This is a genomic window from Nostoc sp. CCY0012 (assembly GCF_963920855.1).
Lineage (GTDB): Bacteria > Cyanobacteriota > Cyanobacteriia > Cyanobacteriales > Nostocaceae > Cyanocohniella.
Genome location: NZ_CAWUDM010000043.1, coordinates 1 through 15245 on the forward strand (window position 1 = coordinate 1; position 15245 = coordinate 15245).

At 41.2% G+C, this 15245-nt stretch carries 15 protein-coding genes; 9 read left to right on the forward strand and 6 right to left on the reverse strand.

Annotated elements, in window-relative coordinates:
• The first annotated feature begins 192 nt into the window (after nt 1-192).
• The gene (locus ACM0OS_RS14210; RefSeq protein ID WP_414543835.1) at nt 193-576 is read left to right on the forward strand and encodes a hypothetical protein; all 384 of its coding nucleotides are present in this window, start codon (nt 193-195) and stop codon (nt 574-576) included.
• Between the two features lie 46 nt (nt 577-622).
• Here ACM0OS_RS14210 and ACM0OS_RS14215 read toward each other — a convergent pair whose 3' ends face one another.
• The 4 genes from ACM0OS_RS14215 to ACM0OS_RS14230 all read right to left on the reverse strand — a co-directional run bounded on the left by ACM0OS_RS14215 (nt 623) and on the right by ACM0OS_RS14230 (nt 3767).
• A complete protein-coding gene (locus ACM0OS_RS14215; protein WP_414543836.1) occupies nt 623-889 on the reverse strand; it encodes a Precorrin-3B methylase in 267 nt (88 codons plus the stop codon).
• 2 nt (nt 890-891) lie between these two features.
• Nucleotides 892-2115: a damage-control phosphatase ARMT1 family protein gene (locus tag ACM0OS_RS14220; protein ID WP_414543837.1), complete on the reverse strand. Its 1224-nt coding sequence runs from the start codon at nt 2113-2115 to the stop codon at nt 892-894.
• Between the two features lie 32 nt (nt 2116-2147).
• Nucleotides 2148-2921, reverse strand: coding sequence for a class II glutamine amidotransferase (locus tag ACM0OS_RS14225; RefSeq protein ID WP_414543838.1), 774 nt, complete (start codon nt 2919-2921; stop codon nt 2148-2150).
• A gap of 171 nt (nt 2922-3092) precedes the next feature.
• Nucleotides 3093-3767, reverse strand: a complete 675-nt coding sequence (locus tag ACM0OS_RS14230; protein ID WP_414543839.1) for an SDR family oxidoreductase — start codon at nt 3765-3767, stop codon at nt 3093-3095.
• 198 nt (nt 3768-3965) lie between these two features.
• Here ACM0OS_RS14230 and ACM0OS_RS14235 point away from each other — a divergent pair, with 198 nt between their 5' ends.
• The 8 genes from ACM0OS_RS14235 to ACM0OS_RS14270 all read left to right on the forward strand — a co-directional run bounded on the left by ACM0OS_RS14235 (nt 3966) and on the right by ACM0OS_RS14270 (nt 12585).
• Nucleotides 3966-4463, forward strand: coding sequence for a hypothetical protein (locus tag ACM0OS_RS14235; RefSeq protein ID WP_414543840.1), 498 nt, complete (start codon nt 3966-3968; stop codon nt 4461-4463).
• Between the two features lie 16 nt (nt 4464-4479).
• Entirely contained in the window at nt 4480-5826 is a 1347-nt protein-coding gene (locus tag ACM0OS_RS14240) for a TIR domain-containing protein (RefSeq protein WP_414543841.1), read from the forward strand.
• Nucleotides 5823-6851 (forward strand): AAA family ATPase, encoded by a 1029-nt coding sequence (locus ACM0OS_RS14245; RefSeq protein WP_414543842.1) that lies wholly within the window; start codon nt 5823-5825, stop codon nt 6849-6851. The genes ACM0OS_RS14240 and ACM0OS_RS14245 overlap by 4 nt, the downstream gene beginning before the upstream one ends.
• Before the next feature lie 160 nt (nt 6852-7011).
• Nucleotides 7012-8169, forward strand: a complete 1158-nt coding sequence (locus ACM0OS_RS14250; protein ID WP_414543843.1) for a hypothetical protein — start codon at nt 7012-7014, stop codon at nt 8167-8169.
• Nucleotides 8170-8236: 67 nt separating this feature from the next.
• Entirely contained in the window at nt 8237-9829 is a 1593-nt protein-coding gene (locus tag ACM0OS_RS14255; protein ID WP_414543844.1) for an SUMF1/EgtB/PvdO family nonheme iron enzyme, read from the forward strand.
• 351 nt (nt 9830-10180) lie between these two features.
• Nucleotides 10181-11008, forward strand: coding sequence for a formylglycine-generating enzyme family protein (locus ACM0OS_RS14260; RefSeq protein ID WP_414543845.1), 828 nt, complete (start codon nt 10181-10183; stop codon nt 11006-11008).
• Nucleotides 11009-11235: 227 nt separating this feature from the next.
• Nucleotides 11236-12201, forward strand: coding sequence for an acetamidase/formamidase family protein (locus ACM0OS_RS14265; RefSeq protein ID WP_414543846.1), 966 nt, complete (start codon nt 11236-11238; stop codon nt 12199-12201).
• Nucleotides 12202-12213: 12 nt separating this feature from the next.
• Nucleotides 12214-12585 (forward strand): TSUP family transporter, encoded by a 372-nt coding sequence (locus ACM0OS_RS14270; RefSeq protein WP_414543847.1) that lies wholly within the window; start codon nt 12214-12216, stop codon nt 12583-12585.
• 59 nt (nt 12586-12644) lie between these two features.
• On the opposite strand, the gene ACM0OS_RS14275 is transcribed toward ACM0OS_RS14270, so the two are convergent.
• A complete protein-coding gene (locus ACM0OS_RS14275) occupies nt 12645-13886 on the reverse strand; it encodes an HhoA/HhoB/HtrA family serine endopeptidase (protein WP_414543848.1) in 1242 nt (413 codons plus the stop codon).
• Between the two features lie 486 nt (nt 13887-14372).
• Complete coding sequence (gene trpC / locus ACM0OS_RS14280) at nt 14373-15215, reverse strand: indole-3-glycerol phosphate synthase TrpC (RefSeq protein ID WP_414543884.1); 843 nt, start codon at nt 15213-15215, stop codon at nt 14373-14375.
• Nucleotides 15216-15245: the final 30 nt, after the last annotated feature.

Consider the following 15245-nt stretch of genomic DNA (forward strand, 5'->3'; position numbering starts at 1 on the left):
CAGGCTCTATCCCTTATTAAACAAGCTGTTTAGCCTTCTTGTCACCCGTTAAGGTCACGCGCAGTTCGCGATCGCAACTGGCTACCACTGATTTCGTATCATGAACCTGAACGGTTTTTTGAGATTCCCTTAACTCCGCCTTTTCCAGATTACAACTCTGGACACGCTGCATTTGGCGCTACCGCCGGACAAGTGTTAATTAATTTTTTCGGGGATGCTACACGTTTTACTGTTCCTTCGCAAGATTTACCTGGTGAAGCTATCACTTACAACACCATTAGTGCGGCTATTGAGGCTAATGCTGTTAGCCGAATTTTTGGTGGTGTTCATGTTCCATCTTCAGGAGTAATTAGTACACCTGTACCTAATGTTGAATCTTTAGATCCAGATCGTCAAATTACATTAGACCGTCCAACTACAGATGAGATAATTACAGAAACTATAACTGTAGAAGAGCAAGAATTACTTACCGTTGAGACTAATCAAGGTTTTGTTCTGCTGCGCGTAGAACAGGATGCCGAAGTTCAACTAGGTAGAACTGTGGCTGAATCAGTAATGAAGTCATTTGGAAATTAGTAATCGTCTAAACTCCAGACATCAAGCCCAGGACTTAATTTCTGGGCTATTTTGATTTTCGTGCTGATTTGGGTGGTGTGCGATGTGCGCCGAAGTATTTTTCACTACGGTAGCGCAACCAAACCCTTAATACTTGGGGAATCTGCTGTTTTTCTTCCTTGGTCAGTGTATTATAAAGAGCTAATGCACGCTCTCGCTCACCCCGACAAGCAGCGTTGTTATGAGCATCCCAATAGCTACGGGCTACCCGAATCCGCCGACACACTTCTTTAATTAGTGCGTCTCCTGTAAGTGGAATATCTTGCTTTGCCATACTCAAATGTCCTCAGCTACGAACTGAATCACACCCCATTGTCCGTTAGTTAACCAATCAGGGTCAGATTTTGCTACTTTCTCGACTACTTCAGATTGTAAACCTACTGTGACTTCTGACTTCAGGGTGCGTAAGGCTACCATTGGTGTAGGTAAGTAGCAGACTATATCTGCAATACTATCTGTAAGCTGCCAATGGCGATCGCCTAATAATCTGCGATAATTTGCATCTCCTTTGACTATGAGTAAATTTGCCTTGGCTAGTTCATTTTTTAGGGTATCGGGTATTTGCCAAAATGCTAAGGGTGATGTCCAAAAGTAATTTTCAGATAATACTAAGCGCCCTGATGCAATCTGCTCTTTTAATCTGTGGGCAAATGATGTCACTGGTTCATGTCTAGTAGCAGTTAAAAAACTTGTGGTGTCATGTACATCTTTAATCATGGCATCAGACACAAAGGTCGGATGTGGTTTTAAATGTAGGTAAACTTGCTTCACTAAGTTGCTACTTAATAAAAAATCTACTAAACATAAGTCACATACTAGTTCAAAGCCAGCGTTATCTACAACAAAATCAACTCGATTTACAGAGGAACTGATTAATAATTTACTGACTTGTGAAGCATCATTTACTAATATATGAGCTAGTTGGTTTTGAATATCAAATCGACTTCTATCACCTTCGGATGCTGACCATAAACTCAAGTCAACTCGATTTCCCCACAAATCAAAATATAATAATTTTGAGATGACATCACTTTGAGGCTGTTCTAACCATTGCTGTAACTGAGTACATAGTAAAATAGTTGAATCTAAACATGCTTCTAAACCTTGAGTTTTTTGTAATTGAAATGGGTCAATAAATTGCCAGATACCAGGGCGAAAGTAATGAGTAATTTCCAGAATTAATCGATAAAAATAAGTTTCAGCAAAGAACCAAGGAACATCTAGCCAACGCTGACCTTGATAAGGTTTTAGGTATATATTCCAATCTGCAAAATCTTGACCAGTATCATTTTTTAGAGGTGATAGATATCCTGTTGCCAGCTCTGTAGCTAGATTTTCTAGGTTTGCATTAATTTCCTGAGAAAAATTATTTTCGGCAATAATTCGGCGAGCAATTGCAGGCATTCTTTGAGTAACTGTGTACTCAGTAAAAGTGCCATCTTCTGAAGCTACAAGTGGCGATGGTAATGGTAATTTAGGTCTGGTAGATGAATTGACCACAAACTTTATTGCTCCTCTCAAATCTCCAACTTTTACTTAAATTTCAATGGTAACCCGTCTTGAAATACTAGCAGTTCTCCTGGTGGAATTTGTGTCCAAACTTCGTTGTCGGTGAGGGGGGTAGTGGCAATTACGGCCACGCGATCGCTTGGTGTGGTTAACTGGTTAAAATCTACGGTCATGTCTTGATCAATTAAGTGAGCATGGGCAAAAGGTGCTTGACGGACAATGTAACAAAGGTTGGTGGAACAATGGGCAAAGAAGTGTTCTCCGTCTGATAGTAGGTAATTAAAGATACCTAGCAAATTTAATTCTTGAGAAATACTACGTAATAAATAGTACAATTCATTGAGGGGAGGCTGGCCATCAGGAAAGTGTTCTCGTAAGGTTTCGAGAATCATGCAAAAGGCTTTTTCACTATCGGTATTGCCCACGGGTTGAAAAAATCCCCTGTTTGGCGGATCAAAATCTGGTAAGTTACCATTATGTGCAAACACCCAATACCTCCCCCACAGTTCTCTTTGAAAGGGATGACAGTTATATAAAGCAATTTCACCTTGGGTGGCTTTGCGAATATGGGCAATTACATGGGTAGAGTGGATGGGATAACTTCTTACCAAATCCGCCACCGCAGAATCAATGGAAGGTTTGGCATCTAAAAACATCCGACAACCTTTACCTTCAAAGAAAGCTATACCCCAACCATCACGATGCTGATCAGTTTGTCCACCTCTAGCACAAAACCCTTCAAAAGAAAAGCAAATATCCGTGGGAACATTGCAGTTCATTCCTAGCAATTGACACATGATTTTTGACTAATGCCTCAAAATCACCATACTTCAGAATGCTGCTCAGGTTCTGGTGCGATCGCTGCAATCTGGAAATTAAGAAAATTATTCAAATATGGGCGACCATAGGGAACACCAGAACATAAATTATCTCTTTTGTGTGTACACGGTAGCCTTTATAAAGGGGATTTAAAACGTAAATTCTACAAACTCTAGTTGGCCAGCCAACATATTTTTGTCTACGGCGGACAAGGTTTTATTATGAGAACGCTGAGAATTTAGACATTTACAAACTAACTGGGCGACATCGGGACGGTGAATGCTGCCAACAATCCGCGGGTCTTCAGTTAAAATACCATTGCCTGTTGCTGGTTCCGATTTTAATCCGCCGGGACGAATGATGGTGTAGGTGAGTCCACTAGCAATTAAGTGTTGTTCGGCTTTGTCTTTTTCGACTAATACAGGCCCCAGTGTTGCTAAGGCTTGAGGAGGTAAAGCACCAGCACTATTACCTGTACCAATGGAAGAAACTAAAATAAACCTTTGTACTTTGGCTTTGACTGCGGCATCAATGAGATTTTTGTTACCTAGGTAATCAGCCCTTTCACCTTCTGATGGTAAGCCACCAATGGTACTAATAATTGTGTGGATAGGCTCATCGGTGAGGATTGCCCGTTCTACATCGCTGACATTTAAAGCATCTCCCATCACGGTGTGAATACCTATGGCTTGTAATTCAGCAACAGCAGACTCATTTCTCAGGAGTGCTTTAGTTGAGAGATTTTGTGCTGTTAAATAGTTGGCAATTTCTCGACCAACGCCGCGACTTGCCCCAGCTAGAAAAATGTAAGATGCACTTGTCATATTAATTTTGAATCGGGAATTAGCACAAAGGATTTTACCAGATATTATCCTAGCGATGGGTTGGGCGATCGCTTCTGGTGGTATTCCCCTGATTTAGCTTTTTATCAAAACTCTACTTAGACTAACTGTGATGCACATTAGTATTACAGATGACTTGTGGTGCTAATATTTCCAAATATGTTGAGAATTTTTAAATTTATGCCTAAATCCGACCCTGCGAAAATCAAAAAAGTATCTTTCAGCCTACCCTTTGGCATTGGTTCTGTGGAATGGGAAGCAGATCCAACAGAACGGAAAGCCGCTTGGTCACTTTATGTTGAACTGATCACTCGTATTGCTGTTCAACCTTTAGCAACTGATAATGGACTGCTGCGAGAAGCTTTGTCATCGTTGTATAATTTGTTTCCTGTAACTCGGCAAGTTCTCAAAGAAGGTGGGCCGGATGTCGGAGCCAGTCATGATTCTGTAGGAGGAATTGCGATCGCAGTTTTGAATAATGGCTTGCGTCCTTTTATGTCTAAATGGCATCCACTATTGCAAACATGGGAAGCTCAACGACCCCCTCACCTCAGTCCCCAGGAGCATGAGCGTAATTGGTCTGAGGAACCTCAACTGCGAGCAGAACTGGAATCCTTGAGGAAGGACTTGGAGAAGTATGCAAATGCGTTAGCTGTAATTGCTGGGGTCAAGGAATAACAGGAGAAGTGTTTTAATGACCGATATTCAACCTCAATTTGATGTTTTCCTAGCTCATAATAGTGTGGATAAACCTCAAGTTAGGCTAATTGCTCAAGCACTAAAACAACGTGGTTTAACAACATGGTTAGATGAAGAACAAATTCCCCCAGGATTTTCAATTTCCAAGGCAATACAAAAAGCCATTCCATTATGTAAAACTGCTGCTATATTTCTCAGCGTGCAGGGTTTAGGAAATTGGCAAGAGGTGGAATTAGATGTATTTATATCGCAGTGTATCAAACGTCAGATTACTGTAATTCCTGTTTTGCTACCTGGTGTTAATGAAGTACCAGCAGAATTGTTATTTTTACGAGAATTTAGATGGATAAATTTTTGCGATTTACTTGAGCATGATGAAAATGCATTAGATTTACTACTATGGGGGATAACTGGGCAGAAGCCGCAGAGAAATTCACAGTTAAATTGTGAAAAGCCAGGACAAGTTTTAACGGAAGAATCTCTGCAAAGTATTGATAATTCTGGATTAAGTGCCAACACAAGCACAGATATACAAAAAACACCATCGGTAATAAACAAACAAAAAGCTGTAGAGTTATTACGCTTATTGGACTATAAGCAGCAGCAATATTGTTTTGATGAATTAATTGAACTCAAGACAGTAGCATTTTTCATTCAAGCACCAAGTTTAAATGTTTTAAATTGGCTGATGGAAAGGTTGATTTATAATGTACCAAGTTCTTTAATTGGTAAGACCTTTTTAATTGATTTTGGAAAATGCATTTACAATCCAGAAAAATTTTTATCTGTCTTTCGCCCCATTAGTGAAAATCTTTCTTCGGAATCTGTCATTGAAGCATTGGCTAAGATATGTCAAACTAAAACTGTGATTATTGTCATGCGTAAATTGAATTTTTTAGATGAAAAAACATCTCAGGAATTTTATCATTTTTGGGATTCTTTACTTGAAAAAGTAAGTTTTAGTAAAAATAACGATGAGGCATTACCTCTTGTATTGCTGGTAGCAGAGCTTAAAAGTTACCAATATAAATCATGCCCATTAAAAAATAACTTCGCATTTGTTGCATTAGAGTCAACTAATATTGATATTGAAACAATATGTACAGATACAACTACAATAGGTAAAAATATTTATAACCTTTCACCAATGAATAAGCTCCTACCAAAAGATGTAAATAATTGGTTACGAAAAAATGAAGTCTTATCATTTCTCAGCAATGTAAATTATCAGGTTTCCCAATGGGGAGAAGCTCCTGAAGATGTCTTAGATAGTATTTGTCAATATGTGTTTAATTTTGAGAATGGTATTGCTGAAATGGATGCAGAATGGAAAATAAAATGAACAATCAAAAAGAGCCGAGTTATGAATACAAAGGAGAGTATCAACCTCTTCAAGAAGGTGTCAAAGATTTGAACCAAAGAGTCTATTTTCCTTATTTACCCAGTGGAGATTTAATAGAGGCAGTTAATTTAGCGATCGCACTCGAAAGACCATTACTTTTAGAAGGTGAACCGGGCTGTGGTAAAACTCGTTTAGCAGGAGCAGTTGCTTATGAGTTTACGCAAAAAAACCTGCAAGACCAGAACCATAAAAAAGCAGAACAAAAGTGGTGGGATTATTATATTTGGAATATTAAATCTACAACTCGCGCCCGTGATGGACTTTACAATTATGATGCTATTGCTAGATTACGGGATGCTCAATTAATGGGAACTGACCCGCAACGATTACAAGAATTTATCGGAATTGTCCAGACTGGAGGCTTAAAAAATAGGTTAAAAGATAAGAAAAATTATCGAGAATTTGGCGCATTAGGTAAAGCGTTACAACAACATTCACATCGTCCCATTTTGTTGATTGATGAAATTGACAAAGCTGATAGTGATTTTGCTAATGATTTACTGCTTGAGTTAGAAGAATTGCGTTTTGAAGTGCCAGAAACTGGCGAATCATTTCCTACACCAACGCATAAGCCAATTATTTTTATTACGAGTAATCGAGAAAAGCCTTTACCAGAACCTTTCCTCCGTCGCTGTCTATATTTCTTTGTCGATTTTCCCAGTGATGAACAATTACGACAGATTATTAATAAACGGTTTGCACAACAGGTAGCAGAGAAACAGGAACTAATTGCAAAAGCCATAGAACGTTTTTATACAATTCGTGAATCGCTAGAAAATGTACCGGGAAGTAGACCACCGGGAACGAGTGAATTTATAGAATTTCTGACTGCATTATTAAATAAAAACAATATTGAGCAAGCATTAAATGATTTAGATAATTTAACCAATAAATTACCCTTATTAGGAACACTTTTGAAGACTAAACAGGATCAGGAATTGTATCGAAACAAAAAAGGCGATTAATCAAGTAAGAATATTAACCCGCGCAGGACGTTCGGCGAAGCTACTTCGACAAGGCTCAGTACAAGTCAGTCGAGCCGCGGGTTTAGTTTGTGTAGCCACGACTTCTAGTCGCCAGGGCTTTTATAAATTAAACCTGATACTTATGAATAATTCTCAATTTATGTCACTTGATTCATTATTACTAGATTTATTTCAGGAGTTGCGAAAAGCGGGAATGGCTTTAACCCTGGAACAATATGAATTATTACAAAAAGCAATAGTTAAAGGCTATGGTTTAGGCGGATGGCAAGATATCAAACGGGTATGTCGGTTATTGTGGGTTAAACCTTGTGCTAACTATGATGCCAAGATTTTTGACCGCACTTTTGACCGCTATATTCAGCAGCATCACGCTAAAATGCCTGTGCTTGCTGATGACTCAGTTCCAGAACCACCAGAAAAAACTCCTGAGAAAAAGCCACCATCAAATCTCCCCCAAATTCCCCCCAGAAGAATTAGTCCCTCAACTCAGCAACCCCATAAAGTAAAAGTTCCAGCTGCGATTCAAAGTAATTCAATTTCTTCTAGGTTTGAAAATAACAATAACAAGTTTCACTTTACTCCCACCGATTTCCCTATGCAATTGTCAGATGTCCAGGTGACTTGGCGGTTATTAAGACAAGCAAAGCAGGTGGGCCGAGACTTTGAAATAGATATGGAAGCTACCCTTTACCAAATTGAACGGGAAGGTATTTTTACTGATGTGGTCATGCGTCCGGTGAGGGTACGAAAGACTGAACTATTGTTATTAATCGATGATAGTCCAGCTATGAACCCGTTTTTTCCTGCCCTTCAGCCGTTTATCCAAGCAATTGCAGAAGCTCGAATTACTCCCGCCCAAATATATCGATTTACTAGCTATCCTGATGAATATCTTTATGATTGGCAGCATCCGGCTCAAGCAGAATCCCTGACTAATCTTTTGCCAAAACTGCATCGTAACCGCACAGTTGTTTTAATTTTAAGTGATGCGGGGGCGGCAACTGCTACTTACAGTCAAGAACGAATTGAGGGAATATCAAAGTTTTTGACAGCATTATCACCTTGTATTCGCCGATTAATTTGGTTGAATCCTCTACCACCTCAACGCTGGGAGCAAACTTCAGCTTGGACAATCAATGCGATACTCAATGGCAAGATGTTAACTTATGAACCTGCTAGCTTACGAACAGCAACGCGAGAAAATCCACAGGAGAATATGATTAAGGTATGTGGATTTAATAAAATACAGAACCTCACCCCCAACCCCTCTGCTTACCAAGGAGAGGGGAGACTTTGACGCAAGTCAAAGGCGGGGTGAGGTCAAAAACTAGACTTGCATGTTATTTAATTCATATTCCTAAGGTATGGCAAACGTATCACCTAGAGAGGATTTGACAACTCGCCGCATTCGAGTTTTTGAAAGACGCTATGGTATCGATGCGTTGTATTTGGCTTACCATGCTGCCTTTCCTTTGACCCTGACTTCAGATTTACTCTACTGTCTGCGGGAAAATTTTGTACCTGATGTCCCTTGGTATGCAGTAGCCGATGTGTTGCTATCAGGATTATGTCAACCCGCAGGCTATGACTTGTATGAGATGGAAGGTAAAACCAGGGATGCTTTGCTGCGTGGTTTATGTGAGAAGTTTGGGGAACAGCGACTCAAGGAACTGGCAGATTTTATGTCCCAGTATATTAATAGTCGTTTGCAGTTGGAAGATAATGACCGTGCTTTGGTTTTTGGTAAAGAGCCAGACTGGACTGCTTTGGCATACCTGAGTTCAGATAAAGAGGAAGTAATTAACGAAATCAAACAAAAACTGCAAAAGTTAATAGCCTCTACAGATGCTAAAGAGCGTATCAGATGGGCAGCATTAGTTGAAAGTTATGCTGACTTGTTATCAGAAAAAGGTTTTGAGCCGTTGTTGTTGAAGTGGTCACAGCAGACATTTGCTGGTGAATCCATCCAGGATGAAGAGGAAGAAAAAATCGCCGCAGCGATGGGTGTTGAGTTGCAGTCTCTTGAGTTTGATGTGGCAACTATTAGCCTAGATAATGAGCCAACAGAGGAGTTGCAACCTTTTGAGTTTGAAACCGTAACAGTTGATGCTCGTGGGGGAGAAATTAACAGAGAACGAAAACAAGCATTTTATTTTGTTGAGTTTTTAGGTGAAGCAGCCGGAAAACCATCTGCACTTTTGATAGAGATGGTAGCTATCCCTGGAGGAACCTTTGAAATGGGGTCGCCACCAGATGAGCCGGAACGCTATGACGATGAGAGTCCACAGCATACTGTTACTGTAGAGCCTTTTTTCTTAGCTAAGTATCCAGTTACTCAGGAGCAATGGAAATTTGTCGCACAGTTACCCCAAGTGAACCGGGAACTAGATCCAGATCCATCTAATTTCAAAGGTGCAAAACGCCCTGTCGAAAATGTTTCTTGGTACGATGCAGTTGAATTTTGCTCACGCCTTTCTCAATTTACAGGTAGACCCTACAGTTTACCCAGTGAAGCGGAATGGGAATATGCTTGTCGCGCTGAAACTACTACGCCATTTCACTTTGGCAAAACAATTACATCGGAATTAGCTAACTATAATGCTAAATCCACTTACAATGCTGGGGCAAAAGGACAATATCGTCGGGAAACAACAGAAGTAGGAAGCTTTGTTGTCGCTAACATCTTTGGGCTATGTGATATGCACGGGAATGTATGGGAATGGTGTCTAGATGATTGGCACAGGAATTACGAAGGTGCGTCAACAGATGGCAGTCCTTGGTTTGACAATAATAATAATCTTTTTCAAAAACGAGGCGCTTCCTTACTGCGTGGTGGTTCCTGGGATGACAATCCTAAGGTTTGCTGTTCTGCGTCTCGCATCATCAGCAGCCGAGACGTCCGCAATTACGCTTTTGGTTTTCGTGTTGTCTTTGCTGCCGAAAGGATTACTAAGTAGCTTTTTATACTTTATTTTTGCCTTCTGTACTTGTTCTTTTTTTTAGCGTAGCGATCTAAAATTTTTTTTCCAAAAATCAACGTAGACACACGATTACTGGTTAATTACATTGATTATGAGGCAATACAGTTCAGTTAGTGAAGTTAAAACATTGAAGATCCCCCTAAATCCCCCTTAAAAAGGGGGACTTTGATTCTTTTCCCCCCTTTTTCAAGGGGGGCTAGGGGGGATCGAAACGCTGTTAGGCAACTTGAGAAGACTTGTGTGTACACCGTAGGCAGGGTACCACAGAGACACAGAGTTGGAGAACAACAGGAGATTTTTAAGAGTATCTCACAAGAGCAAAAAGAAATGCCAAATATCGTTATAACCAAAACACAAAAGACAGCCAAATATTACGTAGAAGATTTAGGCAATGGAATTAAGCTAGATATGGTACTAATTCCCGGTGGTAGTTTTATGATGGGCGCTCCAGATACGGAAGAAGAAAGCCGCGATAATGAACGCCCACACCACCAAGTAACAGTTTCAACTTTTTTTATAGGTAAATATCCTGTCACCCAAGCACAGTGGAGAGCAGTAGCCGCACTACCACAGGTTAACAGGAAGCTCAACCCTGAACCATCGAGATTCCAAGGGGATAAACGCCCTGTCGAAAGAGTTTCTTGGTACGATGCAGTAGAATTTTGCTCGCGCCTTGCTCAATTTACAGGTAGACCCTACAGCCTACCCAGTGAAGCCCAATGGGAATATGCTTGTCGTGCTGGAACTACTACGCCATTTCACTTTGGCGAAACAATTACATCGGAATTAGCCAACTACAACGCTGAGTATACTTACAGTGCTGGGGCAAAAGGAAAATATCGGAGAGAAACCACAGAAGTAGGAAGCTTTGAGGTAGCTAACGCCTTTGGTTTATGTGATATGCACGGGAACGTATGGGAATGGTGTCTTGATGATTGGCATGATAACTATGAAAAAGCGCCTACAGATGGCAGTTCTTGGTTTAATGAGAATCATAACCTTTCTCAAAAACAAGCGCGAGCCTCACTGCGGGGCGGTTCTTGGATCACTACTCCTGCTAACTGCCGTTCTGCGTATCGCCCCTACAGTGACCGCGACGACCACGTTAACGATTATGGTTTTCGTCTTGCTTGTGGGCTGCCTAATATGGTTTAGCAGCCTTTTATACTCAATTTATCTAAGTCTTTAATTATCACAGACATGAGGCGATCGCAGGGTAATCACTTCATCTCAAATTCATCATTTACCAGATAGCGGTCATTTCTGCCACCTGCGATCGCTTGGGCAATTACTTGAGCGTTGATCAATTAACAAATATTGGGTTTTTCGGGAATAAAACCGGGTATTCTAAGTAACAACACCCAGTAACACCTATTGCAGATATGACTCACCATATTTTAAAAGCCACTAGAGAAACTGTGCATCTGGGTGGTTTTTCTCATTTATTAAAACCAGCACTGACTATTGATTCTGGCGATACGATTGATGTGGAAACTTACACTGGTTATTATGTATACGACAAAGCTCCAGCGGAGTTTCTCTCGCCAGAATTTTTGGATATCTGCGAAAATCTACCGCCAGAAAGGAAGGTGGCTGGTGGGCCGCATTTACTCACGGGGCCAATTTATGTGCGAGATGCAGCACCGGGGGATGTTTTACAGGTAGAATTACAAGCGATCGCTCCTAGTTTACCTATGGGTTTCAATGCGATTCGTTCTGGTTGGGGAGCGTTACCACAACAGTTTACTCAACCTGCGTTGAGATTCATTCCCCTTGATTTAGTCAATTATATCGCCGAGTTTCCTGCTAACAGTGGCATCAAAATTCCTCTCACACCTTTTTTTGGTATTCTTGGTGTCGCTACCCCCGAAGATTCCCGCATTTCTATTCCCCCTGGTTGTTATGGCGGTAACATCGATAACCGTGAACTCCAAGCAGGTTCGCGTTTATTTTTGCCTGTTTTTGTTCCTGGGGCTTTATTTTCCATTGGTGATGGACATTCAGCCCAGGGCGATGGTGAAGTAAATGTCACTGCCATTGAAACTTCCATGAATGGTAAAATCAAGCTCGACCTGCGTAAGAATTTAAAATTGACAACACCGATAGCGGAAACACCAACAGATATTATTACGATGGGGTTTGGTCAAACTTTAGATGCAGCTTTGGAAATGGCTGTGAAAAATATGATTGATTTTTTGGAACGTTTCACAAATTTGTCGGCGGAAGATGCGTATGTTTTGTGTAGTTTGGCTGTAAATTTTCGCATCACCCAAGTTGTCAATAGTCCCCAAAAAGGCGTGCATGGGATGTTACCCAAGGCTATTTTGTCACATCAAATCAGTTTATAGCTAGTCAGAAATATGTCTAATATAGTCGTTCAAATGTTGCTTATTGGCTTAGTTGCCGGTGTTGCTGGTGGGATGTTCGGCATTGGTGGGGGTGCAATTATGGTGCCTGCAATGGTCTTATTCGTGGGTCTAGATCAAAAGTTTGCTACTGGTACTTCTATTGCTGCCCAAATTTTACCCATTGGGATTTTAGGTGCGGCAGTTTATTATCGTAATGGCAATATTAATATTAAATATGCGGTGATTATTGCTCTTGGTTTGGTAGTTGGTAATTTATTTGGAGCGCTGTTTGCCAATCAACCATTTATTAGCAGTGAAGTGATGAAAAAGCTGTATGGTGTTTTTTTATTACTTCTAGGTTTGCGGTATTTGGTGGGACGTTAGGGGCGTGGGGACAGGGAAAGAACTTCACCCTACTCCCCACTCCCTACTCCCCCTTATTCTTATTGCACTTGTTGCGCGGGGAAAGCACCAGTTCGCACTGCTAAATTCACGCTTTGTCCGTTGCGACGTAACTCTAAACGCAAATCTCCACCAACTTGGGTACTTTCTACTGCTTTTTGCACACTACCGGCATCTTCCACTGCTTGGCCGTTCAGTCGTTGAATGACATCACCGGCACGTAAGCCTGCTCTAGCTGCTGGTGAATTGGGCATGACGCGTACAATTAAAACACCTTTATCTTCGTTGACTGTAACGCCGCTTCTGGGGTCTGAGTTGAGATTTTGCTTGATTTGAGGTGTTAACCCTACCATTTGAATGCCCAGATAGGGATGTTGTACTGTACCTGTAGCAATTAATTCATTGGATATCCGTTGGGCTGTGTTGATGGGAATGGCAAAACCTAATCCTTGGGCCCGTTGGATAATGGCTGTATTCATGCCAATTACTTCGCCACGAGCATTTAACAATGGCCCACCAGAGTTACCAGGGTTAATTGCTGCGTCGGTTTGAATAAATTCGACTCGCTTATCTGGTGCGCCGATTTGATTACTGGTACGTCCGGTGGCACTGATAATTCCGGTGGTAACTGTATTATCTAATCCTAAGGGGTTACCGATGGCGATCGCCCATTCTCCTGGTTGCAGTTCGTCTGAGTTACCTACTGCTACTGTGGGTAAATTATTAGCTTCTATCTTGACGACGGCCACATCTGTTAATTCGTCACGCCCCATCACTTTACCTTCAAAGCTCCGCCCATCTCTGAGAATGACTCTGACGGTATTAGCTCCAGCTACTACGTGAGCGTTGGTAAGAATGCTACCATCATTACTGATAATAAAACCAGAGCCAGTACCTTGTTGTACCCGATTTTGTTGTTCTGGTAGCTGACCGAAGAAACGACGTAATATCGGGTCGTTCAATTCATCTGGTAATCGGCTGGTTACAGTCCGGGAAGCTTCAATCCGCACTACGGCTGGCCCTACTTTTTGTACTACTTGAGTGACAAAGTTCGATCCTGTGGCGGTGGGTAATGGGGCTGCATTGACTCGACTCACTGCGAGGTTAGATGCTCTTTGGGATACCTGTTGAGGGTTTCCAGCTAAATAGCCCCCTGCTAGTGTCATCCCTGATCCCAACAGTACTAGTGATAACGAGGCTGCTGCTTGTTTCCAGGGTGCTTTATTTTGAGGTTGGGAAATATTATTTAATGAATAATCTCTGTCATCTACTTGCTTGTTCATTGCTGTCTGTAAGAATATTTATGATCTATTACTAATAATGTAGATATTATTTGTGACGGTTTTGTTGCAAAGGTGTTGCTTTGTTGTGAAATATTTGGTATTTTAGCCTTTTTTTGGGCTAAGTCTTCACAATGTCGCCTTGGCTGCCGTTGTTAGGTTTTTGTTATCGAAACCTCGTCCATGCTGAAAATTGCAGTTTTTGTCATTGCGACTCCAGTAAGCAATCTCCTAATCTTGACTGCCAACTACAGTTTTTTAAGTAGACAAGGTTTTTATTAATCAACTTTATATTGTACCACGCCTAGCCCATATTAAACTCTGCATTGGTGTAATATTTCCTATCGAATAGAGAAGCAATGCAATTAGGCGACATGGGGAAAGGGGGCAGGGGGCCGGGGAGAAAAACCACCCACAAGGAGTGGGGATTGCTTTTTTGCATCGCATCCCTAGAAAATTCCCGACAAGGTGGCGTTCTCAATGTTGTAGTTAGTGACCTTTAAGCAGACAACGGACGGCTTGTTCTATGTCTTCTTGTTTAATTAAAGATTCTCCCACGATTACGGCATTGGTACCAGCTTCGGCCATTAGGGATAAATCAGCGTGTGTATACAATCCAGACTCACTGACGACAACTACACCCAAGTCTTGCAACTGCGATCGCCTCGCTGCCATGAGTCTTTGTGTAGTGCCTACATCGATGGTAAAATCTTCTAGATTCTGGTTGTTAATTCCCACTAAGCGGATGTCATTAAGCTTGAGTACTCGGTCTAGTTCTTGTAAGTTATGAACTTCTACTAAAGCATTCATCCCTAAATAGTGAATTATTCTTAAAAAGTCCTGAAGTTCCCGGTCTGTAAGAATGGCAGCGATGAGTAATACAGCATCGGCTCCGGCTGCTCGTGCTAAATAAATTTGGCAAGGGTCAATAATAAACTCTTTGCATAATAAGGGTAGCGCTACTCTTTGGCGAATTGCCCGCAGATTTTCAAAACTGCCATGAAAAAAAGCTGTTTCTGTGAAGACGGATATACAAGCTGCACCACCTCGCTGATAAGCTTTGGCGATAGCAATGGGGTCAAAATCTGTGCAGATAGTACCATGAATCGGAGATGCTTTTTGGACTTCTGCAATCAAGCTGGGTTTGTACGGATTTTGTTGCAAAGCCGTCAAGAAATCTCGCACAGTTGGTGCAGCTGTTAACTGGCGTTGCAAAGAAGCCAAAGACATCTGCTGATGTATGTGTGTGACTTCTTGCTTTTTATGCCAGACAATCTCTCTGAGAATTGGTTGCAAACGGGCGTTAACAGTAGTAAGTGGTGGATAAATAATCATTAGCTGCTATGTACCTGGAGATAGGGT